20 protein-coding genes and 1 riboswitch are annotated in these 22,868 nt (G+C 74.3%); of the genes, 10 read left to right on the top strand and 10 right to left on the bottom strand.

The features are described from left to right. Positions 1–73: 73 nt before the first annotated feature. The 5 genes from ribH to AB0O91_RS14405 form a co-directional block, all read right to left on the bottom strand. On the bottom strand, positions 74–547 hold the full coding sequence (ribH, locus tag AB0O91_RS14425) for a 6,7-dimethyl-8-ribityllumazine synthase (protein WP_363431913.1): 474 nt from the start codon (positions 545–547) through the stop codon (positions 74–76). A gap of 31 nt (positions 548–578) precedes the next feature. Further along, positions 579–1,880 carry a bifunctional 3,4-dihydroxy-2-butanone-4-phosphate synthase/GTP cyclohydrolase II gene (locus AB0O91_RS14420; protein ID WP_363431910.1) on the bottom strand — a complete coding sequence of 434 codons (1,302 nt, stop codon included), beginning with the start codon at positions 1,878–1,880 and terminating at the stop codon, positions 579–581. Next, positions 1,877–2,524 carry a nicotinamide mononucleotide transporter family protein gene (locus AB0O91_RS14415; RefSeq protein ID WP_363431907.1) on the bottom strand — a complete coding sequence of 216 codons (648 nt, stop codon included), beginning with the start codon at positions 2,522–2,524 and terminating at the stop codon, positions 1,877–1,879. The genes AB0O91_RS14420 and AB0O91_RS14415 overlap by 4 nt, the downstream gene beginning before the upstream one ends. Next, entirely contained in the window at positions 2,521–3,222 is a 702-nt protein-coding gene (locus AB0O91_RS14410) for a riboflavin synthase (RefSeq protein WP_363431904.1), read from the bottom strand. The genes AB0O91_RS14415 and AB0O91_RS14410 overlap by 4 nt, the downstream gene beginning before the upstream one ends. A gap of 217 nt (positions 3,223–3,439) precedes the next feature. Next, positions 3,440–3,567: riboswitch (FMN riboswitch) on the bottom strand. A 254-nt stretch (positions 3,568–3,821) separates the two neighbouring features. Then, entirely contained in the window at positions 3,822–4,136 is a 315-nt protein-coding gene (locus AB0O91_RS14405; RefSeq protein ID WP_363431901.1) for an antibiotic biosynthesis monooxygenase family protein, read from the bottom strand. Between the two features lie 212 nt (positions 4,137–4,348). On the opposite strand from AB0O91_RS14405, the gene AB0O91_RS14400 reads away from it, so the two are divergent. Continuing rightward, positions 4,349–5,044, top strand: coding sequence for an MSMEG_1061 family FMN-dependent PPOX-type flavoprotein (locus tag AB0O91_RS14400; protein ID WP_363431899.1), 696 nt, complete (start codon positions 4,349–4,351; stop codon positions 5,042–5,044). A gap of 99 nt (positions 5,045–5,143) precedes the next feature. Here AB0O91_RS14400 and AB0O91_RS14395 read toward each other — a convergent pair whose 3' ends face one another. Then, entirely contained in the window at positions 5,144–5,332 is a 189-nt protein-coding gene (locus AB0O91_RS14395) for a DUF1508 domain-containing protein (RefSeq protein ID WP_350517509.1), read from the bottom strand. A gap of 192 nt (positions 5,333–5,524) precedes the next feature. On the opposite strand from AB0O91_RS14395, the gene AB0O91_RS14390 reads away from it, so the two are divergent. The 6 genes from AB0O91_RS14390 to AB0O91_RS14365 all read left to right on the top strand — a co-directional run bounded on the left by AB0O91_RS14390 (position 5,525) and on the right by AB0O91_RS14365 (position 12,166). Continuing rightward, positions 5,525–5,941, top strand: coding sequence for an HIT family protein (locus AB0O91_RS14390; protein ID WP_363431896.1), 417 nt, complete (start codon positions 5,525–5,527; stop codon positions 5,939–5,941). 291 nt (positions 5,942–6,232) lie between these two features. Further along, entirely contained in the window at positions 6,233–7,141 is a 909-nt protein-coding gene (locus AB0O91_RS14385) for a glycoside hydrolase family 19 protein (protein WP_363431894.1), read from the top strand. 204 nt (positions 7,142–7,345) lie between these two features. Further along, the gene (locus AB0O91_RS14380; RefSeq protein WP_363431891.1) at positions 7,346–8,401 is read left to right on the top strand and encodes a serine hydrolase domain-containing protein; all 1,056 of its coding nucleotides are present in this window, start codon (positions 7,346–7,348) and stop codon (positions 8,399–8,401) included. Positions 8,402–8,693: 292 nt separating this feature from the next. Further along, a complete protein-coding gene (locus AB0O91_RS14375) occupies positions 8,694–9,554 on the top strand; it encodes a hypothetical protein (protein ID WP_363431888.1) in 861 nt (286 codons plus the stop codon). 79 nt (positions 9,555–9,633) lie between these two features. Next, positions 9,634–10,818, top strand: a complete 1,185-nt coding sequence (locus tag AB0O91_RS14370) for a thiolase family protein (RefSeq protein ID WP_363431886.1) — start codon at positions 9,634–9,636, stop codon at positions 10,816–10,818. Positions 10,819–10,918: 100 nt separating this feature from the next. Beyond that, positions 10,919–12,166: an alpha/beta hydrolase gene (locus AB0O91_RS14365; RefSeq protein ID WP_363431883.1), complete on the top strand. Its 1,248-nt coding sequence runs from the start codon at positions 10,919–10,921 to the stop codon at positions 12,164–12,166. Between the two features lie 177 nt (positions 12,167–12,343). On the opposite strand, the gene AB0O91_RS14360 is transcribed toward AB0O91_RS14365, so the two are convergent. Then, the gene (locus AB0O91_RS14360; RefSeq protein WP_363431881.1) at positions 12,344–12,880 is read right to left on the bottom strand and encodes a helix-turn-helix domain-containing protein; all 537 of its coding nucleotides are present in this window, start codon (positions 12,878–12,880) and stop codon (positions 12,344–12,346) included. Positions 12,881–12,938: 58 nt separating this feature from the next. Between AB0O91_RS14360 and AB0O91_RS14355 the strand changes: the two genes are divergently transcribed. The 3 genes from AB0O91_RS14355 (at position 12,939) to AB0O91_RS14345 (ending at position 19,464) form a co-directional block, all read left to right on the top strand. Next, positions 12,939–14,462 (top strand): MFS transporter, encoded by a 1,524-nt coding sequence (locus AB0O91_RS14355; protein ID WP_363431878.1) that lies wholly within the window; start codon positions 12,939–12,941, stop codon positions 14,460–14,462. A 739-nt stretch (positions 14,463–15,201) separates the two neighbouring features. Next, the gene (locus tag AB0O91_RS14350) at positions 15,202–18,885 is read left to right on the top strand and encodes a SpoIIE family protein phosphatase (RefSeq protein ID WP_363431876.1); all 3,684 of its coding nucleotides are present in this window, start codon (positions 15,202–15,204) and stop codon (positions 18,883–18,885) included. Between the two features lie 144 nt (positions 18,886–19,029). After that, entirely contained in the window at positions 19,030–19,464 is a 435-nt protein-coding gene (locus AB0O91_RS14345; protein WP_363431873.1) for a nuclear transport factor 2 family protein, read from the top strand. Between the two features lie 107 nt (positions 19,465–19,571). On the opposite strand, the gene AB0O91_RS14340 is transcribed toward AB0O91_RS14345, so the two are convergent. From AB0O91_RS14340 to AB0O91_RS14330, 3 genes are all read right to left on the bottom strand, one after another. Next, complete coding sequence (locus AB0O91_RS14340) at positions 19,572–20,639, bottom strand: S-adenosylmethionine:tRNA ribosyltransferase-isomerase (RefSeq protein ID WP_363431870.1); 1,068 nt, start codon at positions 20,637–20,639, stop codon at positions 19,572–19,574. After that, a complete protein-coding gene (locus tag AB0O91_RS14335) occupies positions 20,636–21,469 on the bottom strand; it encodes an SDR family NAD(P)-dependent oxidoreductase (RefSeq protein WP_363431867.1) in 834 nt (277 codons plus the stop codon). The genes AB0O91_RS14340 and AB0O91_RS14335 overlap by 4 nt, the downstream gene beginning before the upstream one ends. A 167-nt stretch (positions 21,470–21,636) precedes the next feature. Then, positions 21,637–22,584 carry a pseudouridine synthase gene (locus AB0O91_RS14330; protein WP_363431865.1) on the bottom strand — a complete coding sequence of 316 codons (948 nt, stop codon included), beginning with the start codon at positions 22,582–22,584 and terminating at the stop codon, positions 21,637–21,639. Between the last annotated feature and the right edge of the window lie 284 nt (positions 22,585–22,868).

The raw sequence follows: 22,868 nt of genomic DNA, 5'->3' as shown, positions 1-22,868 counted from the left end.
ACGGACGGTAAACGGTCCCGGACCGTGGACGGTCGGGTGGACCGGCACGGGGCCGGGACCGTACGGGTTCCCGTCAGCGGGCGTCGCGCAGCGTCACCGCGGTGGCGACGGCGGCGGTGACGGCCTCGTGGCCCTTGTCCTCGGCGGAGCCCGGCAGGCCGGCCCGGTCGATCGCCTGCTCCTCGTTGTCGCAGGTCAGCACGCCGAAGCCGATCGGGATGCCGGTGTCCACGCTGACCTGGGTGAGGCCGACGGTGGCCGCCTGGCAGACGTAGTCGAAGTGCGGGGTACCGCCGCGGACGACCACGCCGAGGGCGACCACGGCGTCGTAGCCGCGGTCGGCGAGCCGCTTGGCGGCGACCGGCAGCTCGAAGGTGCCGGGGACCCGCAGGACGGTCGGCTCGGCGATGCCCAGTTCCTTCAGCGCCCGGTGGGCGCCGTCCAGCAGGCCGTTCATCACCTGGTCGTGCCACTGGGCGGCGACGACCGCGACCTTGAGGTCGGCGGCGCCGTCGATGGTCAGCTGGGGGGCTCCGTGGCCGCTCATGTCGGTGTTCCGTTCCTTGGTGGTGGGTGGTTCAGGAGCCGAGGCCGGGCAGGTCGTGGCCCATCCGGTCGCGCTTGGTGCGCAGGTAGCGCAGGTTGTGCTCACCCGGCGCGATCTCGACCGCCTCGCGCCCCTTGACCTTGAGGCCGTGCTCGGTGAGCGCGGTCAGCTTCTGCGGGTTGTTGGTCAGCAGGGTGAGCGAGCGGACGCCGAGGTCCACCAGCATCTGCGCCGCGATGCTGTAGTCGCGGGCGTCGGCGGGCAGCCCGAGGTCCAGGTTGGCGTCGACGGTGTCGCGGCCCTGCTCCTGCAGCGCGTAGGCGCGCAGCTTGTGGGCCAGGCCGATCCCCCGGCCCTCGTGGCCGCGCAGGTAGAGCACCACGCCCCGGCCGGCCCCGGCGACCCGCGCCAACGAGGCCTCCAGCTGCGGGCCGCAGTCGCAGCGCAGCGAGCCGAGGACGTCGCCGGTCAGGCACTCGGAGTGGACCCGGACCAGCACGTCCTCGCCGTCCGCCAGCCGTCCGTCCGCGCCGAGGCCGCCGGCCACCAGCGCGATGTGCTCGACGCCGTCGATGGTGCCCTGGTAGCCCACGGCGGTGAACTCGCCGTGCACGGTGGGCAGGGCGGTCACCGCGGCCCGGTCGACGTGCAGTTCGGTGCGGCGGCGGTAGGCGATCAGGTCCTCGATGGAGATGATCGCCAGGCCGTGCTCGCGGGCGAAGGCGACCAGCTCGGGCAGCCGGGCCATGGTGCCGTCGTCGTTGACCACCTCGGCGATCGCCCCGGCCGGTGCCAGCCCGGCGAGCCGGGCCAGGTCGACGGCCGCCTCGGTGTGCCCGGGGCGGACCAGCACGCCGCCCTCGACCGCCCGCAGCGGGAAGACGTGCCCGGGGCGGGTGAGGTCGCCGGGCTCGGTGCCGGGCGAGGACAGCAGCCGTACGGTGCGGGCGCGGTCGGCGGCGGAGATGCCGGTGTCCACCCCCTCGCGGGCGTCCACCGAGACGGTGTACGCGGTGCCCTTGCGGTCCTCGTTGACCTGGGTCATCGGCGGGAGCTTGAGGCGGTCCAGCTCCGCACCGGTCATCGGGGCGCAGATCACGCCGGAGCTGTAGCGGATGGTGAAGGCCATCAGCTCCGGGGTGGCGGCGGAGGCGGCGAAGACGATGTCGCCCTCGTTCTCGCGGTCCTCGTCGTCGACCACGATCACCGGGCGGCCGAGCGCGATGTCGGCGATCGCCCGCTCGACGGGGTCGAGGACGAGCTCGGGGTCGGTGCCGGGGCCTTCGTTGGTGCTCCGGCTCTCGGTCCGGCCGGCGGACTGGTTCTCGGTCATGCCGTGACTCCCTGCGGGACGTTGGCGGACGTGGCGCGCGGCTCACGGCTGCTCAGCCACCAGGAGCGCAGGCCGAGCAGCACCAGGACGAAGTAGACGGAGTAGGTGAGGCCGGAGAAGGTGTAGCCGCTGTTGAAGGCGAGCGGGACGCCGACCGCGTCGACCGCGATCCAGGCGAACCAGAACTCCAGCCAGCCGCGCGCCTGGGCGACCATCGCGGCGAGCGTGCCGACGAAGATGTAGGCGTCCGACCAGGGGCTCCAGGACAGGCCGTGGAAGGTCTCGAACACCTCGGCCAGGACGACCGTGCCGACCAGGGTGCCGACCAGCAGGGCCGCGCGCTCGGGCCAGGCGGCGAACCGCACCGCGATGGCACCGGTGTCCCGGCGGCCGCGCTGCCACTGCCGCCAGCCCCACACGGCGGTGGCGATGACGATCAGCTGCTTGCCGATCAGACCGGGGACGTGGCCCCCGAGGTAGGCGGCGATCAGCACGGCACCGGACAGGAGTTGGACCGGCCAGCTCCACACCGAGCGGCGCCAGCCGAGCGCCAGACCGCCCAGGCCGAGCAGGTTGCCGATCATGTCGGCCCATCTCACGTGTTCACCGAGGACGGTGAACGCCTCTCCGCTGAGCCAGCTCATTCGTTCTCCCCCGTGGTGTCGCCGACGGCCCGGTCCGGCACGTGCGGCAGGTTGGGCAGGTTGGGCAGCGTGCGCGATTCGAGCAGCCGCTCCACGTACTTGGCGAGCACGTCCACCTCCAGGTTGACGCTCTCGCCGACGGCCTTGGCGCCGAGCGTGGTCAGCGCGAGGGTGGCCGGGATGAGGCTGACGGTGAAGCTGTCGCGGGCGGCCTCCACCACGGTCAGGCTGACGCCGTCGACCGTGATCGAGCCCTTCTCCACCAGGTAGCGGGAGATGGACCCGGGCAGCGAGAAGCGCAGCACCTCCCAGCGCAGGTTCCCGTCCGCGTCGCGCTCGCCGGGCTCGCGGCTCAACAGCCGTCCGGCGGCGTCGACATGGCCCTGGACCAGGTGACCGCCGAGCCGGGCGCCGAGCGCCATCGCGCGCTCCAGGTTGACCCGGGAGCCGGGCTTCAGCTCGCCCAGACTGGACCGGTGCAGCGTCTCGGCCATCACATCGGCACTGAACTCGCCGTTCTCGACGGCCAGTTGCTCGGAGCTGTCGACGACGGTCAGACAGACGCCGTTGACCGCGATGGAGTCCCCGTGCCGCGCGCCGGCCCGAACCACCGGGCCGCGCAGGCGGATGCGCGAGGAGTCGCCGATCTCCTGGATCGACACGACCTCGCCGAGCTCTTCGATGATGCCGGTGAACACCCGGGTCTCCTCGCGCTTGGGGCGCGGACTCCGGGGCGGCAGAGGGAGATGACACGGACGGGCAGCGGTGCGCAGGGCCGACGGCAGGACCCGTCGCCGGGGTGCCGGAGCCGCCGGGAGATCGCTCGCCCGGCCCGGGAGACACTGCTCCCGCTGTTCACCTGACCGTGGCCCGCTCCGGTTCGTGAGGGACCACGGGTACTGCTCTTCGTCCGCCCGCGCACGCCTCCCATCCGGACTTTAACCGTCGGTCCAGGAATTTCACCTGGTCAACCGGCCGCTGGCTGCGGACGGGTCGCGGACTGTAACCGCCGGTTCGGATTTTCACCGACCCCGGAGTGCGCTGAACGTCACTGCTGATGACGTCATTGTGCCACGGGGGGCGCAAGCCCAGGGAGAGTATTCCGTTGTGGCCTGTTTCACGGCCTTGCGGGGAATGTGCGGCGGGGTGCGTGCGGCGTAGGCGGTTCCGTGTCGACCGGCGGTCGGCGGCCCCGATTGGGGTCCGGGTCCGGGTTCCGGCGCCGGCACCGGCACCGGCACCGGTTCCGGTCCGGCTCGGGCCCTGGTTCCGGTTCCGGCTCCGGCTCCGGCTCCGCTCAGAGTGCGGCGGGCGCGGCGACCGGCATGAAGTGGGTGACCTCCGGGGGGTGCATGAGGTAGTGCAGCTCCCCCTCCGACCAGACCGGCCTGATCCGCCACATCGGCCCCGCGTACCCGCGCAGGGCCTCCTCGTCGCGCCAGCGGCTCACCACGAGCACCCGGTGCCCGCCCTCGCTCACGGAGCGCAACAGCTCCCCGCCCAGACAGCCGTCCGTCCGCCCCAGCTGCGGGATCACCTGGCCGACCAGGTGCGCGCAGAACTCCTCGATGCGATCGGCCGTGACCTGCCCGGCCCAGATTCTGACGATCACGGCCACCACCTCCGGCTGACGGGAGTCCCTGGCCCCATTATCAGCGGAAAACCGCTGGTGGGGATGGGTGGTCCGACTCTTTCACGGAGAGTTGAGGAAACCGGGGCGGGTGGGGGCGCCCGGTTCCGGAGCACGGTCCGCGGCGGGGGCGCGCCCGGCCCCCCGGCATCGCGGCGGAAGGGCCGGAAACCGGTCTCGGCTAAGTTGCCGGTATGACCCTCGTACCGGAAACCCCCGCTCCGTCAACCACCGTTCCGGGCCTGCCGAACCCCCTCTTCGACGCCCTCGGTGCGGGCGCCCTCACCGACCCCGCCCAGCTGCGCGAGGTCTACGAGCAGCCGGGCGACCACGCGCGCCGCAAGCAGGTGGACCGCCTGCACGACGTGGCCCAGCGGCTCATCGCCTGCTCCTCGCTGGTGTTCGTGGCCAGTTCGGACGCCGACGGCCGCTGCGACGTGTCACCGCGCGGCGGGCCGGCCGGGCTGGTCTCGGTGCTCGACGAGTACACGCTGGCCATTCCGGACGCCACCGGCAACAAGCGGTTGGACACCCTGCACAACATCCTGGCGAACGGCCGGGTCGGGCTGCTGTTCGTCGTCCCGGGCCGGGACTCCACGCTGCGGGTCAACGGGCGGGCCTGCGTCTCCACCGACCCCGAGCTGCTGCGGCAGCTGACCGCCGTCGGCAAGCCGCCGCGCAGCGCGATCGTGGTGGCCGTGGAGGAGGTGTACGCGCACTGCCCGAAGTCGTTCCTGCGCGGCTCGGCGTGGAAGCCGGAGAACTGGCTGCCCGTGGACGCCCAGCCGACATCGGCGGAGGTCACGCTGTCGCACCTGCGGGACGCGTCGCTGACCGTCGAGATGATCGAGCAGACGGAGCGGGACGCGCTGCAGTACCGGTACGAGTAGCCGCGGTGTGCCGGTGGCTGGCGCGCGTGGTGCGGGCGGCCGGTGCGCCCCGCGACCGGTCCGGGTGGGCCGACCGCGGGGCCCGGGGGCGCTCCCCGGTCAGGCCGCCTTCGGCAGGTCGACCACCGCTGCCCCTTCGGCCGCCCGCTGGACGGCCTCGACGCCCTTGTGGGCGGCCTCCTTGCTGCCGTAGCCCTGGCCGCTGGCGACGATCTCGCCGTTGCCCGCCTTGAGCCGGAACCGGTACTTGCCACCGGCGTCCTCGTAGACCTCGAACTTGCCCGCCATCCGGGCCACCTCCTCGTGCGGCGCGGGATGCGCCGGGTCGGTCCGTCGTCCCCCGCCCTCGTCCCTCCCCCTGGCAGCACCGTGCGCCCGGCGCGGGGGCGGGCGCACCCGGTCCGCCGCCGGACGGGTGACGTCGGGCGGACCGGGGTTTGCGGGGGTGCCGGGAACCCCGGCGGTGGTTTGAATGGACGGATGGACTGCGTGTTCTGTGCGGTCGTGGCGGGCGAGGAGCCCGCGCACCGGGTGCTGGACGACGAGGCGGCGGTGGCCTTCCTGGACCGTCGGCCGCTGTTCCCCGGCCATGTGCTGGTCGTGCCGCGCGCCCACCACCGGACGCTGGCGGACCTGCCGGCCGAGCTGGTCGGGCCGTTCTTCCTGCGGGTGCAACGGGTGGCGGCGGCGGTCGAACGGGGGCTGGGCGCGGCGGGCAGCTTCGTGGCGGCGAACAACCGGATCAGCCAGTCGGTGCCGCACCTGCACGTCCACGTGGTGCCGCGGAACCCGAAGGACGGGTTGCGCGGGTTCTTCTGGCCGCGGGGGAAGTACCCGGACGAGGCGGGGGCGGCGGAGGTCGCGGCGCGGCTGCGGGAGGCCCTCGGGGAGCAGTAGGACGGCCGAGAGGGGCGGCGGGGCGCGGCCAGGGGCAGCGGGGCGCGGCAAGGGGCGCGGAGGGGTGACGGGGGGCGCGGGGGCGGGGGCGGGTCCGCAGCTGTCGGGATACTTCCCTCCGACCTCTTGACAGGTATAGACCACTCCGCTTGAGTCGGTGTCGACCCGGTACCGGCCCGCACCCCGGTCGGCCGTCCCCCACGACGCGCCCCCGCACGGGCCCGGCTCCCCTGCCCCGGCCGGGTCCCTGTCCCGACGACGTGCGGCCCCCACCGCACAAGGGGTGATGACGTGTCGACCAAACGCCTGCTCGCGCTGTTCTCCGCGCTAGCCACGGCGCTCGCGCTCGCGGTGCTCCTGCCGGCCTCCGCCAACGCCGCCGCGTGCGGCACCGCGTGGAGCGCCACCGCCGTGTACACCGGCGGCGCCGCCGTGTCGTACAACAACCACAACTGGACCGCCAAGTGGTGGACCCAGAACGAGCCGCCGAGCACCGGCGGCTCCGGGGTCTGGGCCGACCAGGGCCCCTGCGGCGGGCCCAGCGACCCCGGCCCGACGTCCACGCCGACCTCGGTGCCGGGCGGATTCCCGGTCAGCCAGGCCCAGTTCGACCAGATGTTCCCGAACCGGAACTCCTTCTACACCTACCAGGGCCTGCTCGACGCGACCGCCGCCTACCCCGGCTTCGCGACCACCGGCAGCGACACCGTGCGGCTCCAGGAGGCCGCGGCCTTCCTCGCCAACGTCAGCCACGAGACCGGCGGACTGGTCTACGTGGTCGAGCAGGACACCTCCAACTACCCCCACTACTGCGACAGTTCCCAGCCGTACGGCTGCCCGGCCGGGCAGGCCGCGTACTACGGGCGCGGGCCGATCCAGCTCAGCTGGAACTTCAACTACAAGGCGGCGGGCGACGCCCTCGGCATCGACCTGCTGAACAACCCCGACCTGGTGCAGAACGACCCGGCGGTCGCCTGGAAGACCGGCCTCTGGTACTGGAACACCCAGAACGGCCCGGGCACCATGACCGCGCACGACGCGATGGTCAACGGCCGGGGCTTCGGCGAGACGATCCGCAGCATCAACGGCACGCTGGAGTGCAACGGCAACAACACCGCGCAGATGCAGCACCGGATCAGCCTGTACCAGGGCTTCGTCCAGATCCTCGGCACGGTGCCGGGGGACAACCTGAGCTGCTGACGGCGGTTCGGCGGCGGGCCCGTGCACGTGGCGGGCCCGCCCGTTCCGCGCCCAGGGCCCGGCTGCTCCGCGGGGAGCAGCCGGCGCCGCCGTCCGTTCCCCGGGCGGCGCAGGCCGGTGTACACCCGTGGGAGCATCCGGTGCGGTCGGGATCATTATCCGGGCGGACGGCTTCGCAGGTCGGGGGCGCCTAGGCTCACAGGCATGAACGAACTCGCCCGCCTCGTGCAGCAGACCACCGACCGGCTCGCGGTCCGGCACGTCGGCGTGGTGGTCGCCGGGCTGGCCGGTGACGCCGTCGAGATCCACGGCGCCGGGCGGACGGGGCCCGGCGGGGCGGCGCCCGGGGCGGACACCCTGTTCGACATCGGCTCCGTCACCAAGGTGTTCACCTCGCTCGTGCTCGCGCGGCTGGCGCTCGACACCACGGTGCACCTCGACCAGCCGCTCGCGGAGCTGCTCCCCGCCCCGGCCGCCGTCCCGGTCCGGGGCGCGGAGGCGATCACCCTGCGGCACCTCGCCACCCACACCTCGGGGCTGCCCCGACTGCCGCGCGGGATGCTGATGCGGGCCCTGCTCCGACCCAACAGGCCAGATCCGTACGCCCATTGCACGAGCGAGCGAATACTCTCCGGGCTCGCCCGCACGCGGCTGCGCTCCGTTCCCGGGCGCGGCTTCCGCTACTCCAACCTCGGCGCCGGGCTGCTCGGGCTGGCCCTCGCCCACCAGGCCGGCGCCGGATACGGGGAGTTGGTGACGCGCGAGGTCTGCGCACCGCTCGGGCTGTCCGACACCTGCCTGCGGCCGGACGCCGGGCAGAGCACCCGGCAGGCGGTCGGCCATGCCGCCAACGGGCAGCCCGTCCCGCCCTGGGACTTCGCGGCGCTCCCCGGGATGGGCGGGCTCCGCTCCACCGCGGCCGACCTCGCCGTCCTCCTCCGGGCCCAGTTGGCCGCCGAGCACGAGCCCGAGGCGCCGCTGGCACCCGCGATCCTGCTCACCCGGGACACCCGGCACCGGGTCAACCCCTTCGCCTGGGCGCACCTCGGCTGGCTCGGGCACCGGCTGCACGCCCAGCAGGGGCGGCACCTGCAGCTGTGGCACAACGGGGGGACGGGCGGGTTCAGCTCCTTCGTCGCCTTCGACCCGGAGCAGCGGGTCGGGGTGGTGGTGCTGGCCAACAGCCGGCGGTCGGTGGACCCGGCGGGCACCGCGCTGCTGCGGAGACTGCAGACGGACCTCGGTGCGGCGGGGCGCTGACGGGGCGACGGCTTCGGTTCCTCGACCGGTGCTCGAAGTCCACCGCTTGAGGTCCACTGCTCGGAGCCCACTGCTCGGAGCCCACCGCTTGAGGCCCACCGCCTGATGTCCGATGCCTGATGTCCGGCGTCCGGTGACTGCGGTCCGACGTCCGGTGTTCGCCCCCTGATGTTCGATATTCGACGATGGCCGGTGACAATCCTGGGCCGAACGGCACATCTACTCCGGACACACTCCGGCTGTTTCGGGCCAAAGGGTGTCGATTGGCACTGGTCGCCGAGGTGACGGGCGATTGATCCTGGTGTTCCGACAGTCGCAGTTCCGGTTGGGGGCCGGTGAGGGCAAGGAGGCCGAGATGGCGATGGTGTGGTCGCCGGGGTGGGCGCGGTCGCTCGTGGAGAGCGGTCAGCCCCGGCGCGGGCCGGTCGGTCCGCTCGGGCGGGTGGTCCGGGTGCACCGGGGGTTCCGGCCGGTTCCGTGGCGGGCGCGGACGTGGCTGGACACGGTGGCCGCCACCCTCGCCCTGACGGCCTGCCTGGCGCTCGGCGAGTGGTGGCCCGCGCCCGTGGCGGCCGCCGTCGCGGTGCTGGCCGTGAGCGGGTACGCGTCGGTGCGGCCCGCGCCCGGGCTCCGGTCCGCCCGGGTCCACGAAGGCGGGCTGGCCCTGGTCGGGGCGGACGGCGGGGAGCGGCTGCTGCCGTGGGCGGGCATCGAGGCCGTCGAGTACGCCCCCGGCAGGCGGCGCGGGGCGCCCGAACAGGGGCGGATATGGCCCGTCGGGGCGGAGGAGCCGCTGGTGCTGACCGGGCTGCACGGCCTGGACGGGCTGATCCGGGAGCTGGACGAGCGCCTCGCCCCCGGCCTCCGGGCCGCCCTGCACCAGGCCCTGCGGGTCGAGGGGAGCGTCCGGTTCGCCTGCGGACGGCTGAGGGTGACGGCCGTCGGCCTGGTCCACCGGTCGCCGCACCCCCTGGCCGCGACGGAGGCCCACCGGTGGGCGGAGGTGCATTCCGCACGGGCGTCGGGCCTCGGGGAGTTGGAGATCCGGACGCGGTCGACGGGGCTGCCGATCACCCTGCCGGTGCCCAACGCCCGCGCGGCGGCGGAGTTCCTGGAGGAGGTGCGGTCCCGGAGCGCCACGACTGTCCACTAGGGGGTTGGATTTCCAAACTCACGGACCTATGGTGAGTTTGCTTTTCCTATCCACTCCAGTAGAGGAGAGGCGGCCAGCCATGCGCGATGCCGTGATCGTCGAAGCCGTCCGCACACCCGTCGGCAAGGGCAAGCCGGGCGGCTCACTCTCGGCCGTCCACCCGGTCGAACTGCTCGCCCACACCCTCCAGGCCCTGATCGGGCGCAGCGGCGTCGATCCGGCCCTGGTCGACGACGTGATCGGCGGCTGCGTCGACCAGGTCGCGGAGCAGGCGATGAACACCACCCGGTACGCCTGGCTGGCCGCGGGGTTCCCGGACTCCGTCCCGGCGACCACCATCGACCGGCAGTGCGGCTCCTCCCAGCAGGCCGTGCACTTCGCGGCGCAGGGGGTGATCGCCGGGGCCTACGACCTGGTGGTGGCCTGCGGGATCGAGTCGATGAGCCGGGTACCGATGTGGTCCAACGTGCCTCCGGGCGCGGACCCGTTCAGCGCCTCGGTCGCGGCCCGCTACCCCGGTGGCCTGGTTCCGCAGGGCGTCAGCGCCGAGCTGATCGCCGCCAAGTGGTCGATCTCCCGGGAGGCGATGGACGAGTTCGCGGCGGGCTCGCACGCCAAGGCCGCCCGGGCCCACGCCGAGGGCCGGTTCGCGGATGAGCTGGTCACGGTGCCCACGCCCGAGGGCCCGGTGTCCATGGACGAGTCGGTGCGCCCGGGCAGCACGCCCGAGGTGCTGGCGGGCCTCCGGCCGGCCTTCGCCGACCCGGCCTACGCCGAGCGCTTCCCGGAGATCAGCTGGTCGGTGACGGCGGGGAACAGCAGCCCGATCAACGACGGCGCCTCCGCCGTCCTGATCACCAGCAGCGAGACCGCCGCCCGGCTCGGCCTGCGCCCGCTGGCCCGGCTGCACTCCTTCGCGGTCACCGGCTCGGATCCGCTGCTGATGCTCACCGGTGTGCTGCCCGCCACCGAGAAGGTGCTGCGCCGGGCCGGGCTCTCGCTCGCCGACATCGACCTGTTCGAGGTCAACGAGGCGTTCGCGAGCGTCGTCCTGGCCTGGTCGCAGGAGACGGGCGCCGACCCGGCCCGGCTCAACGTCAACGGCGGCGCGATCGCCCTCGGGCACCCGCTGGGCGCCAGCGGCACCCGGCTGATGACCACGCTGGTGCACGAACTGCACCGCAGCGGCGGGCGGTTCGCACTGCAGACCATGTGCGAGGCGGGCGGCCTGGCCAACGCGACGGTCCTGGAGGCGATCCGCTGATCCCGCTCGCCCCCTAGGGGCCGCACCCGGCGCCTCCGGAGGGGATCAATACACCGCTGAGTCGACGTCAACTCCCTTGCGGTCGACCTACCGTCGGCCCATGACCCGACACAAGAGCCGACACGTGAGCCGACACCCAGGCCGACACCCGGGCCGACTTCGCGGTGCCACCGCCGCGACAGCCCTGCTGCTCGCGCTGCCCCTGTCCCTCGCCGCCGCGGCACCGGCGCCGGCCGCGCCGGTGGCAGCGGCCGCCGGCACGACCGGCGCCGCCGCCACCGCCGATACTCCGAGCGCCGTCCACCTCGCACTCCCGCGCCCGACCGGTCCGCACGCGGTCGGGCAGGAGGTCCTGCACCTGGTCGACCGGAACCGCCCGGACCCCTGGGTCCCCGCCGCCGGTCCGCGGCAGCTGATGGTCACGATGTACTACCCCGCGCACGCCGGGACGGGCAGCCCGGCCCCGTACATGACCGCCGCGGCCGCCCGGCTGCTGCTCGACGGCAAGGTGCCGGGCAACACCGTCCCGACCGCGACGGTGACCGGCACCCGCACCTGGTCCAGGACGGACGCCCGACCGCAGGGCGGCCACTACCCGCTCGTCGTCCTCTCCCCCGGCTTCACCATGCCGCGCGCCTCGCTCTCCAGCCTCGCCGAGGACCTGGGCAGCCGCGGGTACGTGGTCGCACTGGTCGACCACACCTACGAGAACACCGGGACCACCTTCCCGGACGGGCAGACCCTGCCCTGCACGGTGTGCGACCGGCTCAAGACCCCCGAGGACTGGAAGGGCCTGGACGAGAGCCGGGCGAAGGACGTCTCCTTCGTCATCGACCAGCTCACCGGGCGCCCCCATCCGGCCTGGCGCTACGCCCGCATGATCGACCGCGACCGGATCGGCATGGCCGGGCACTCGGCCGGCGGCGCGGCCAGCGTCCCCGCCCTGGTGACCGACGACCGGATCCGGGCCGGGGTCGACCTGGACGGCTCGATGGACTACGAGGTCCCCGCGTCCGGCATCGGCGGCAAGCCGTACCTGATGATCGGCCACCCGCTGCCCGGCGGCGACGAGGACACCAGTTGGACCGACAGCTGGCCCCGGCTGGACGGCTGGAAGCGCTGGCTGACCTTCGACGGCACCGACCACGGCAGCTTCACCGACTACCCGCTCTTCCTCCAGGCGCTCGGCGTCCCCCAGGACCCCGGCACCACGATCAGCGGATCGCGCGCCGTCGAGCTCACCCGGCGGTACGTCGCGGCGTTCTTCGACCTCCAGCTGAAGGGCATCGACCAGCCACTACTCGACGGGCCGACCGCCGCCGACCCGGAGGTCCGGTTCCACGCCTGACCGGGACGCCGCTGCGGGTGCGCCCGGTTGTAGCCGTGGCCCCCGTTCGGTCCGCCGTACCCGCCGTACCCGCTGCACCCGTGCACCTGCTCCACCTGCTGCACCCGCTCCACCTGCGAGGTCGTCGGCGCGTTGCCGGCGGCCTCGTCGGCCCGCCGGGCGGTGCGGTCGGTCCCGCTACGCGGCCGCCGAGGCGATCGGTTCCAGTAGCGGGTGCGGGCGGACCAGGGCACGGGAGACCGGGTCGTCGCGATGGCCGTCGGCGCGAGCGGGGTTGGGCCGCATCACGACCTCGGCCGGCGGGACGGGACCGCCACCGCAGGTGTGGCAGGCGCCGACGAAGTCCAGGTCGGTGCCGCAGGCCACGTGCGCGAACAGGTGGTGCGGGCCGTCCGGGGTCGCGTGCCGGCCGCCCCAGCGGCTCAACTGGTACAGCGGGCCCCAGAGTTCGAGACCGGCGTCGGTGAGCAGGTAGCCGTGGCGCAGTGGCGCCTGCTGGTACGGCTCCTTGCGCAGCACCCCGGCCGCGACCAGGGCGTTGAGGCGGGCGGTGAGCACGGCGCGCGGGATGCCGAGGTGGGCGAGGAAGTCGTTGAAGCGCTGCACTCCGTAGAACGCGTCGCGGACGATCAGCAGGCTCCAGCGCTCGCCGACCACCTCCAGGGCGCGGGCCAGGGCGCATTCCTGCAGTTCGTAGTCGGTTCCCAGGGCCATGCGGGCCAGGGTAGTCCACTCGACGAGTGGGTTCAATGAACAGCCCTTGGGTGGTAGCGTGCTGTCCGAGACGAAGGTTCATTCACCAGACCTAAGGGTCCGCCCTCCGGAGGGAACGCCATGTCCCCCGCACCATCCGGCTCCGCCCCACCCGTCCCGGTCTCCCCGTCCGTCGCACCCGCCAGGACGGTCCGCCCCGGCGCCCCCCTGGCCGTCACGGCGGCCGCGACCGCCCTGGTCACCGTCGCCTACACCGCCCCCACCGCCTCCCTCGCCGCCACCGCCCAGGCCGCCCACCTGGGCGCCACGGGCCGCACCTGGATCCTCACCGGCACGCTGGTCGTCGGCGGCACTCCTGCTCACCGCCGGCAGCGCCGCCGACGACCACGGCCGCAAGCGGGTCTTCACCCTCGGTGTCCTGCTGTTCGCCACGGCCGAGGCCCTGGCCGCGCTGGCCCCCGGCGGCACCGTCTACCTGGCCGCCCGCGTCCTCCTCGGCGTCGCCTCGGCCGCCGTCCTGGCCCCCGCGCTCGGCCTGATCAGCCACGCCCACCCGGCCGGCCCCGAACGGATCCGGGCGCTCGGGATCTGGGGCGCTTCCGTCGGCCTCGGCATCGCGGTCGGGCCGGTCTACGGTGCCCTCGTCCAGCAGTGGGTCGGCTGGCGCGCGGTGGGCGGCGGGCTCGCCGTGGTCTCGGCCGCCGTGGCCGGATGCGCCGTCGTCGGCCTCACCGAGTCCCGGGCCGAGCGGCCCCGCGCGCTCGACCCGTACGGCGTGCTCACCCTCGCCGCCGGGACGTCCCTGCTCATCGCCGGACTCGCCGAGGGGCGCGGCGGCTGGGGACGGCCCGTGGTGGTGGCACTGCTGGCAGCCGGGGTGGTGCTGCTCGCGGGCTTCGTCGCGGTCGAGGCGAAGGTCCGTGAGCCGATGCTCGACCTGGCCCTGTTCCGCGACCCCGGCTTCGTCGCCGCGACCGGCGGCGCCCTGTTCACCGGGCTCTCGCTGGTCGGCTTCATGAGCTACCTGCCCACCCTGCTGCAGGGTGTGCTCGGCCTCTCCGGCCTCGCCGCGGGCGGCGTGCTCGCGCTCTGGTCCGGCCTGTCGGTGGTCGCCGCCCTCCAGGCCCGACGGCTGGCCGCCCACCTGTCCGCCACCGCCCAGGTCTCCCTCGGCCTGCTGATCTGCGGCCTCGGCGAGGCCGGATTGTACGGGCTCACCCCCGGCTCGTCCTGGCTCCGACTGGCCCCCGGACTCGCGGTCGCCGGGATCGGCAGCGGAGTCCTGAACGCGGCCCTCGCCCGGCTCGCCGTCAGCAGCGTCCCGGCCCACCGGGCGGCCATGGGCTCGGGCGCCAACAACACCTCGCGCTACATCGGTTCCGCGCTGGGCGTCGCCGTGACGGTCGCCGTCGCGGGCTCCGCCCACACCGTCGGCCCCGCCGGCCCCGCGGCCGCCGCCCTGGCCACCGGCACCGACCGCGCCGTCCTGGTCGCCGCCGCCCTCTGCCTCCTGGGCGCCGCCCTCGCCCTCGCAGCCCGCACCGCCGAATCCCGCACCGCCCCCGCGGCCCCCACCCCCTGACCGGCCCGGCCACCTCCTCGCCGACACCGGGCAGCTGCGCACAGGAAGTCGCCCCCGCCGACTTCCTGCGTGCGGCAACACATCCCGCCGCACCGTGAACATCACGACTACCCGGCACCACACGGCCCGCCCCCGCTGCACAGACCCCACCCCGGAGGCCTGCGCGCACAGGAAGTCGACCCCACCGACTTCCTGCGCATCCCGGCAGATCCCGCCGACCCCGCCCGACCCGCAACACCCACCCCTGCCACGGACACCGCCCGGTCACCCGGCACCACACCACCGAACGACGCACCACCCACCAAGCCACCACGACCCACTCACGCACGAGAAGTCGACCCCACCGACTTCCCGCGTGCGGCAACAGGTCCCACCACACCGTCAACGTCACGACCACTGGGCGCCACCATCGAACCCGCGCAGGAAGTCGACCCCGCCGACTTCCTGCGCACCGCAGCAGATCCCGCCGCGCCGTGAACGTCACGGCTACTCCACGCCATCCCACTCCTACCGGCCCCACCACCGAACCCGCACAGGAAGTCGCCCCCGTCGCCGCCCGGCCCTCGAGCTGGCCCCGGCCGAACGATCAGCGTCCGCGCCCGCGCAGGAAGTCGGACCGGCCGACTTCTCGTGCACGGCGGCGGGGGGACGTCGGTGGCGGCCACGAGGGGCGGGGCGTGGGGGCCGCGTGCGAGGATGGCAGGGCTGGGGGGAACGAGCTCCGGGCGGTTCTCTGGCCATGGTGGACGACGACGCGCAGCGCCGGCGGGAGCCTCGGCAGGACGCCCTGCTGATGGTGCCGATCGCCACGGCGCTGATCGAGGCCGACGGGCGGATCCTGCACTGGAGCGGCGACGCGGAGGCGTTGCTCGGTTACCGTGCGGACGAGGCGGTGGGGGCGAAGGCAGCGCGGCTGCTGACCTCGGACGAAAGACGGCCCGAGGTCCTGGAACTGTTCGCGGAGGTCCTGGCGGGCCGGGAGTGGTCCGGGGTGTTCCCGGTCCGGCACCGGGACGGGCACCTGGTGAACCTGGAGTTCCGCACCCATCCGGTGCGCGGGCCCGGCGGGGTGCCGTTGGTGCTGGCGGTGGCGTCCGAGGTGACGACGCTGCGCCGGATCCAGGCGGACCTGGCCGTGCTGGACGGTTTCTTCACCCAGTCCCCGGTCGGGATGGCCGTGTTCGACACCGAGCTGCGGTTCGTCCGGCTGAACGACGCGCTGGCGCTGACCAACGGCGTGGCCGCGCAGCAGCACGTGGGGCGGCGGATCTCCGAGGTGCTGCCGGGGATCAACGCCGTCGAGTCCGAGGCGGTGATGCGGCAGGTACTGGCGAGCGGCCGGCCCGTGGTGGACTTCCGGGCGCACGGCCGCACGCCCGGCGATCCGCAGCGGGACCGGGCCTGGTCCGCCTCGTACTTCCGGCTGGCGGATCCGGCCGGCCGGGTGCTGGGGGTGAGCGCGACCATCGTCGACGTCACCGAGCGTTACCGGTCCGATGCCCGAGCGGCCCGGGCACAGGAGCGGCTGGCGCTGCTGGTCGACGCGACGGCCTCGATCGGCACCACGCTCGACCTGCGGCAGACCGCCCGGGAGCTGGCGGACGCGATGGTGCCCCGGGTCGCCGACGTCAGCGGGGTGTTCGCGCTGGAGGCGTTGATCGCGGGCCGTACCGTCGAGCCGCCCGCCCCGGGCGCCCCGCTGCTGGTGCGCCGGCTGGCGATGGCCACCGCCGACCCGCTGTACCCGGCCGACGCGCTGCCGGTGGACAGCGTGTACGAGCTCCCCGCGGACTCCCCGTACGCGCGGGCGCTGGCCGGCGGGCAGACGGTGGTGGTGCCGTCCTGGGAGCTGTCGCCGCTGAGCACGGCCATCAACGAGACCCGCCGCCGGGCGTTCCTGGGCGACCGGCCGCGCTCGGTGCGGATCACCCCGCTGGTGGCGCGCGGCACCACGCTCGGCATGGTGGTGTACTCGCGGCGCGGTGACCGGGAGTCCTTCGCGGAGGCCGACATCACGCTCGGTGACGAGTTGTCGTCGCGGGCGGCCGTCGCGATCGACAACGCCCGGCTGTACCTGCGCCAGCACCAGACGGTGCTGGCCCGGCAGCAGGCGCTGCGCGAGGCGAAGGCCGCCCAGGAGCGGCTCGCGCTGGTCAACGCGGCGTCCGCCCGGATCGGCACCACCCTCGATCTGGACCGCACCGCCCACGAGTTGGCCGAGGTGGCGACGCCCAGACTGGCCGACACGGTGGTGGTGGAGGTGCTGGACGAGTTGGTCCGGGGCGAGCGCGAGGCCCGTGCGCCCGCGGACGGCTCGGCGCTGCTGCGCCGGATGGCGTTCCACTCGGTGCAGGGCTCGACCCTGGAGCCGATCGCCCGGCTGGGCGGGGTGCACCGCTTCCTGCCCGGATCGCCGTACGCGTGGAGCCTGGCGCACCGCAGGCCGGTGCTGGTGCCGCGGATGGACGAGGAGGGCATGGCCTGGTTCGCCGACGACCCGGTGCGCACCGCGGCCGTGCGCGAGCAGAACGTGCTGTCGTTCATGGTCGTGCCGCTGATCGCGCGCGGCAATCCGGTCGGCGTCGCGGGCTTCTACCGGACGGTGGTCGAGCGCCCGTACGAGGACGAGGACCTCGCCCTGGCCGGGGAGTTGGCGGTGCGGGCGGCGGTGTCGATCGACAACGCGCTGCTGTTCACCCGCGAACGCGACGCGGCGGCGGCCCGGCAGCGCGCGCTGGACGAGGCCTGGGCCGCCCAGCAGCGCCTGGGCCTGCTGAACGAGGCCAGCAACCGGATCGGCACGACCCTCGATCTGCACCGCACCGCACGGGAGTTGGTGGACGTGGTGCTTCCGCGCTTCGCCGACTTCGTCACGGTGGACCTGCGCGACGCCGTGCTCGGCGGCGAGGAGCCGGGCCCGGTGCCGCGGACCGGGCCGGTGCTGATGCGCGCGGTGGCGGTCGGCGATTCGGGACCGGACAGCGGCCTGACGGCGTCCTCCGACCAGCTGGGCGAGACCTCGCAGTCCGCGGAGGTGTACGCGCAGAGCCTGCGCACCCGCCGCTCGATCCTGGTCTCCGAGGTGACCGAGGAGGAGCTGCGGAGGATCGTCGCCTCCCCCGACCGGGTGCAGCCGGGACTGGCCGCCGGGGTGCACTCGTACCTGATGGTGCCGCTGGTGGCGCGTGGACTGGTGCTGGGCGGCGCCGAGTTCGTCCGCACCCGCAATCCGGTGCCGTTCGGGCCGGCGGACCGGTCGCTGGCCGAGGAGCTGGCCGCCCGCACCGCGCTGGCGATCGACAACGGCCGGCTCTACCGGCGGGAGCGCGACACCGCACTGACCCTCCAGCGCAGCCTGCTGCCGCAGGAGATCCATCGCACCCTCGGCCTCGAACTGGCCTACCGCTACCTGCCCAGCAGCGTGGTCAGCGAGGTCGGCGGCGACTGGTTCGACGTGGTGCCGCTGTCGTCCGGGCGAGTCGCGCTGATCGTCGGCGACGTGATGGGCCACGGCATCCGAGCCGCCGCGACGATGGGGCAACTCCGCACGGTGGCGAGGACGTTGATCACCCTGGAGCTGGACCCGACCCGGGTCCTGCACCGGCTGGACGAGGCCACCGCGGCACTCGGCGAGGGCCAGTTCGCGACCTGCGTCTGCGTGGTCTACGACCCGGCGGACCGCAGCTGCAGCGCCGCCTGCGCCGGCCACCTGCCGCCCGTGGTCGCCGACACCGAGGGGAACGCCCGGCTGGTCGAGCTGCCGCCCGGCGCGCCGCTGGGCGTGGGCGGAGTCCCCTTCGAGGGCGTCGGGTTCACCCTCCCCGAGCAGGCCATCCTGGCCCTCTACACCGACGGGCTGGTCGAGCGCCGGGGCCACGACCTGGACGAGGGAATGGAGTTGCTCTGCCGGACGGTCGCCGACCGGCGCCACTCGCTGGAGCAGACCTGCGACGCCGTGCTGACCCGGCTCACCGGGCCGACCGCCGAGGACGACATCGCCGTCATCATGGCGCAGGTCCGCCCGGAGGGCGCCGACCGGATCGCCGTCCTGCCGCTCAGCGGCGACCGGGCGATGGTCGCCCATTCGCGCCGGTTCGCGCGCGAGACCCTCGCCGGGTGGGGCCTGGCCGCACTCACCGACGCCGCCGAGCTGCTCACCAGCGAACTGCTCACCAACGCCCTGGTGCACGCCGGATCCCCCACCCAGCTGCGGCTGTTCTGCGACCGGGGGGTGCTCACCGTGGAGGTCGCCGACCGGGACGACGAGGCGCCCCGGATCCGGCGCGCCCACAGCGAGGACGAGGGCGGGCGCGGCATCCACCTGGTCAACGAACTGGCGCACCGCTGGGGCAGTCGCCGGACCGCGGACGGCAAGGTGGTCTGGTTCGAGCTGGAGCTGCCGCCGGAGGCCCCGGCTGCCTGAACAACCGGTGGTTGTCGGTGTTCTCCCGGGGTTGTTGGCCACGGCTGCGGCCGCGGGGCTTTGCTGGTGCCACGGCCGGAGGGACCCCGGCCGGACCGGACGGGCCGAACGGACCGGACGGACCACCGCGACCAGGAGCCCGCCATGCCGCAGACCGACACCACCACCGGCACTGCCGCCGACACCGATGCCCGCACCGTCGTCACCGAGTACGTCACCCGGCTCGCCGCGGGCGAACTCGACGCCGCCGTCGCCCTGTTCGCCGAGGACGCCACCTGGACCTACCCGGGCGGCCTCGCGCTCTCCCGCACCTGGCGCGGCAAGCAGGAGATCTTCGGTGACTTCCTCGGCCGGGTCGGCACCCTCTTCGCCGCCGACGGCCTGCCGGTCCTCACCCTCACCGCCGTCCTCGCCGACGGCCCGCAGGCCGTGGCCGAGTGGACCGCCGTCGGGACGGCCGCCAACGGCGCGGCGTACGAGAACCACTGCCTGGGCGTGTTCACCGTGGAGAACGGCCTGATCACCGCCGTCCGCGAGTACCTGGACACCCACCACGTGGCGCAGACCCTGCTGGCCTGAACCGCCGGGCGAGGCCCGGCACCGTCCGGACCCCCAAGCCACCCGCTGCCCAAGCCACCCGCCTCCCCAGCCACCCGCCGCCCGGGCCCGCCGGGAACCGGCCCCGGCTAACCGGGCAGCAGCAGGTTGACGTCCCCGAACTCGTGCCACAGGTAGCGCTGTCGGACGGCCTCCCGGTAGCAGGCGGCCAGCAGCGGGCGACCCGCCACCGCGGCCAGCATCAGCAGGTGGGAGGCCAGCGGCTCGTGCCAGCCCGTGAGCAGGCCGTCCACGACGCGCACCCCGCGCTCCGGGGTGATCACCAACTCCGTCCAGCCGTCCGCCTCCTGGGCCGTGCCGTCCGGTGCGACCGCCGACTCCAGGGCGCGCACGACGGTGGTGCCGACGGCGATCACCCGGCCGCCGTCGGCCCGGACGTGGCCGACCAACCGGGCGGTGGCCGCCGGGACGTGGAAGCGCTCGGCGTACGGGGCCTCGTGCGCCTCCGGCGAGGCCACCCCGGTGTGCAGGGTGACGGGCGCGACCAGCACCCCGCGGCCGGCCAGCCGGGCCACCGTCGTGGCGGTGAACGGCCGGGCCGCGCTGGGCATTTCACTGCTGCCGGGGACGGTCGCGAAGACCGTCTGGTAGGCCTCGATCGGCCAGTCGCGGTCCACGTACCCGTACCGGATCGCCCGGCCGTGCAGTTCCAGGTACCGCACCAGGGGTGCGGGCAGCACGAGTTCGGCGTACCAGAGGCGGGCCGTGAACGGCTGCACCAGCTCGGCCGCGCCACCGGCCGGGAGCGTGACCCGCAGGCCCGGACGGGCCGGGGACTCGGCCGGCGGGTAGTAGGCGGCCGCCGCGCCCGGCACCGACCGGCGCAACTCGACCAGGTGGGCGCCCCGATGGTCGGGCTGGGCGGAGGAGAGGTGCAGTGCGACCGGGGTCCCGTCGGGCAGGCGGCCCGGCACGGCCGCCGGGAGGGTGGCCGAGTTGTTGACCACCAGGAGGTCCCCCGGGCGCAGCACCTCGGGCAGGTCGGTGAAGCGGCGGTGCTCCACCGCACCCGTCGCCCGCCGGCCGACCAGCATCCGCACCCCGTCCCGGGCGGTACCGCGGGCCTCCGCCGGTGCGCGGGCGGAGAGTTCGGACGGCACGGTGACGTCGAGGCCGAGCCCGGCCAGGGTCGTCATCGTGCACCCCGGGCGGTGTCCGGCGCCGCGACCGGGCCCGCCGCGGCTCCGCCCACCGGGGATCCGCCCACCACGGCTCGGCCCGCTACGGCCGGGAGGTCGGCCGCCAGGTCCTCGGCACGGTAGCGGCCGGAGGGGGTGCGGTCGCGCCACAGGCCGAGCAGGACGGGCGCGATCCGCTCGGGCAGGGGTTCACCGGAGATGTCCTCACCGGGGCTCGCCTCCGCCAGCATCCGGGTGCGCATGCTGCCCGGGTCGACCGCCCAGACGCTCAACTCCCGCTCCTCCCGGGCGAGCACGGCGGTCGCCAGGTCGAGCGCGGCCTTGCCGGCGCCGTACCCGCCCCACCCGGGGTAGGGCACCACGGCGGCGTCCGAACTGATATTGAGGACGGCCCCGGAGTGGGCGCGCAGTTGGGGCAGGACGAGTTGGGTGAGCGCGATCGGGGCGAGCGCGTTGACCTCGAAGACCTCCAGCAGGTCCGGCAGCGGGAAGTCGGCAAGCCGGGGCAGCGGTTCGGCGCCCGGAACAGCGGATCCGTTGAGCGTTCCGGCGTTGTTGACCAGCAGGCTCGCGCCGCCGAGGGCCTCGGCGGCCTCGGCCAGGTGGGCGCGGTGGTCGTCGTCGACGATCGATCCCGCCAGCGCGACGACCCTGGTGACGACCGCCAACTCGGCTTCGGCCCGGGCCAGTTCGGCCGCGCCGCGGGCGGTGATCACCAGCTGCCAGCCGTCGGCGGCGAGGGCGTGCGCGAGGGCCAGCCCGAGGCCGCGGGAGGCGCCGGTGACCAGGGCGACGGGGGCGGGGGTGAGGTGCGGTGCTGTGTTCATGACCCCACCATCGCGCCGCCGGGCGGACCGCGGATCGGGCGGCGGAACCGGGACCGGGTCCTCCGTTCGTCCTAGAGCGCAGGCCGGACCCGGGACCGCCCCCACGGCCGACGCGTCCGTGCGGCCATACGGCCATACGTCCACGGTGAACGGCGGCCGGACGGCTGTCAGCCGCCGGCCTCCCAGCCGGACCGGTCGGTCCAGGCGGCGAGTGTGCGACGGCTCTCGAAACGGCACTCCCGGCCGGTCAGCGGATCGGTGAACTCGACGGTCGAGGCCAGCAGTTGCAGCGGGCGACGGAAGTCGTCCGGGGCCGGTTCGGGCAGCACCACCGGATAGACCGGGTCGCCGAGGATCGGCAGCCCGAGGCTGCTCATGTGCAGCCGGAGCTGGTGGGTGCGCCCGCTGAGCGGGCGCAGCCGGTAGTGACCGAGGCCGTCGCGGTGCTCCAGCAGGTCGATCCGGCTCTCGCTGTTCGGCGGCGCGTCGATCTCGCGGGCGGCGATCACCCCGCGCTCCTTGACGATGTGGCTGCGCACCGTGCGCGGCAGGTCAACCTCCGACTCGTACCGGGCGATCGCCCGGTACTCCTTGCGGACCAGGCGGTCCCGGAACAGCGTCTGGTAGGCACCGCGGTCCTCCGGCCGGACCACGAACATGGCCAGGCCCGCGGTGAGCCGGTCGAGCCGGTGGGCGGGGCTGAGCGCGGGCAGGTCGAGGGTGTGCCGCAGTCTGGAGAGCGCCGTCTCGACGACGTGCCGGCCGCGCGGGGTGGTGGCCAGGAAGTGCGGTTTGTCGACCACCACCAGGTGGTCGTCGCGGTGCAGCACCACCAGGTCGAAGGGGACGTGCACCTCCGGCGGGTGGTCCCGGTAGAACCAGAGGTGCGCACCGGGACGGAACGGTTCGTCGAAACCGATCGGGCCCTGCTCGCCGACGATCCCGCCGTCGCGCAGCGCCGCTTGGACCTGCGCCGCCGCCACGGCGGGCAGCCGTTCGAGCAGGTGTTCCCGGACGGTCGGCCAGTCGCCCTCCGGCGGCAGCCGCAGGTGGACCGGGTCCACGCCGTGGCGCTGCGGGAGGGGGGAGGTCGGGCGGCGGCTCTTGCGTCTCATCTCCCGGCCCAGCCTAGTGCGCACCCCACCGGCCTCCGCCCCGAAGTACCAGGGCGCTTCGAACGCCGGTACACCGCGAGCGCCGGCACACCGTGAACACCGTTACCCGGTGAACACCGGTACACCGTGAACGCCGGGGCCCGGCGGACCGCCGGGTCACCTCGGACTGTCGGTGCACCTCGGACCGTCGGGGCGCGCCGGGATACCGGGGCACCCGGCGCAGGGGCCCACCGGTGCCGCGACCCCGGTGCGCCGGGGTGCCGAGGTGCTGACCCGGGGCGGGA

Origin of the sequence: Kitasatospora sp. NPDC089797, from assembly GCF_040684795.1 — a bacterium.
Classification (GTDB): Bacteria; Actinomycetota; Actinomycetes; order Streptomycetales; family Streptomycetaceae; genus Kitasatospora.
This window is presented reverse-complemented; position numbering and strand designations above follow the sequence as displayed.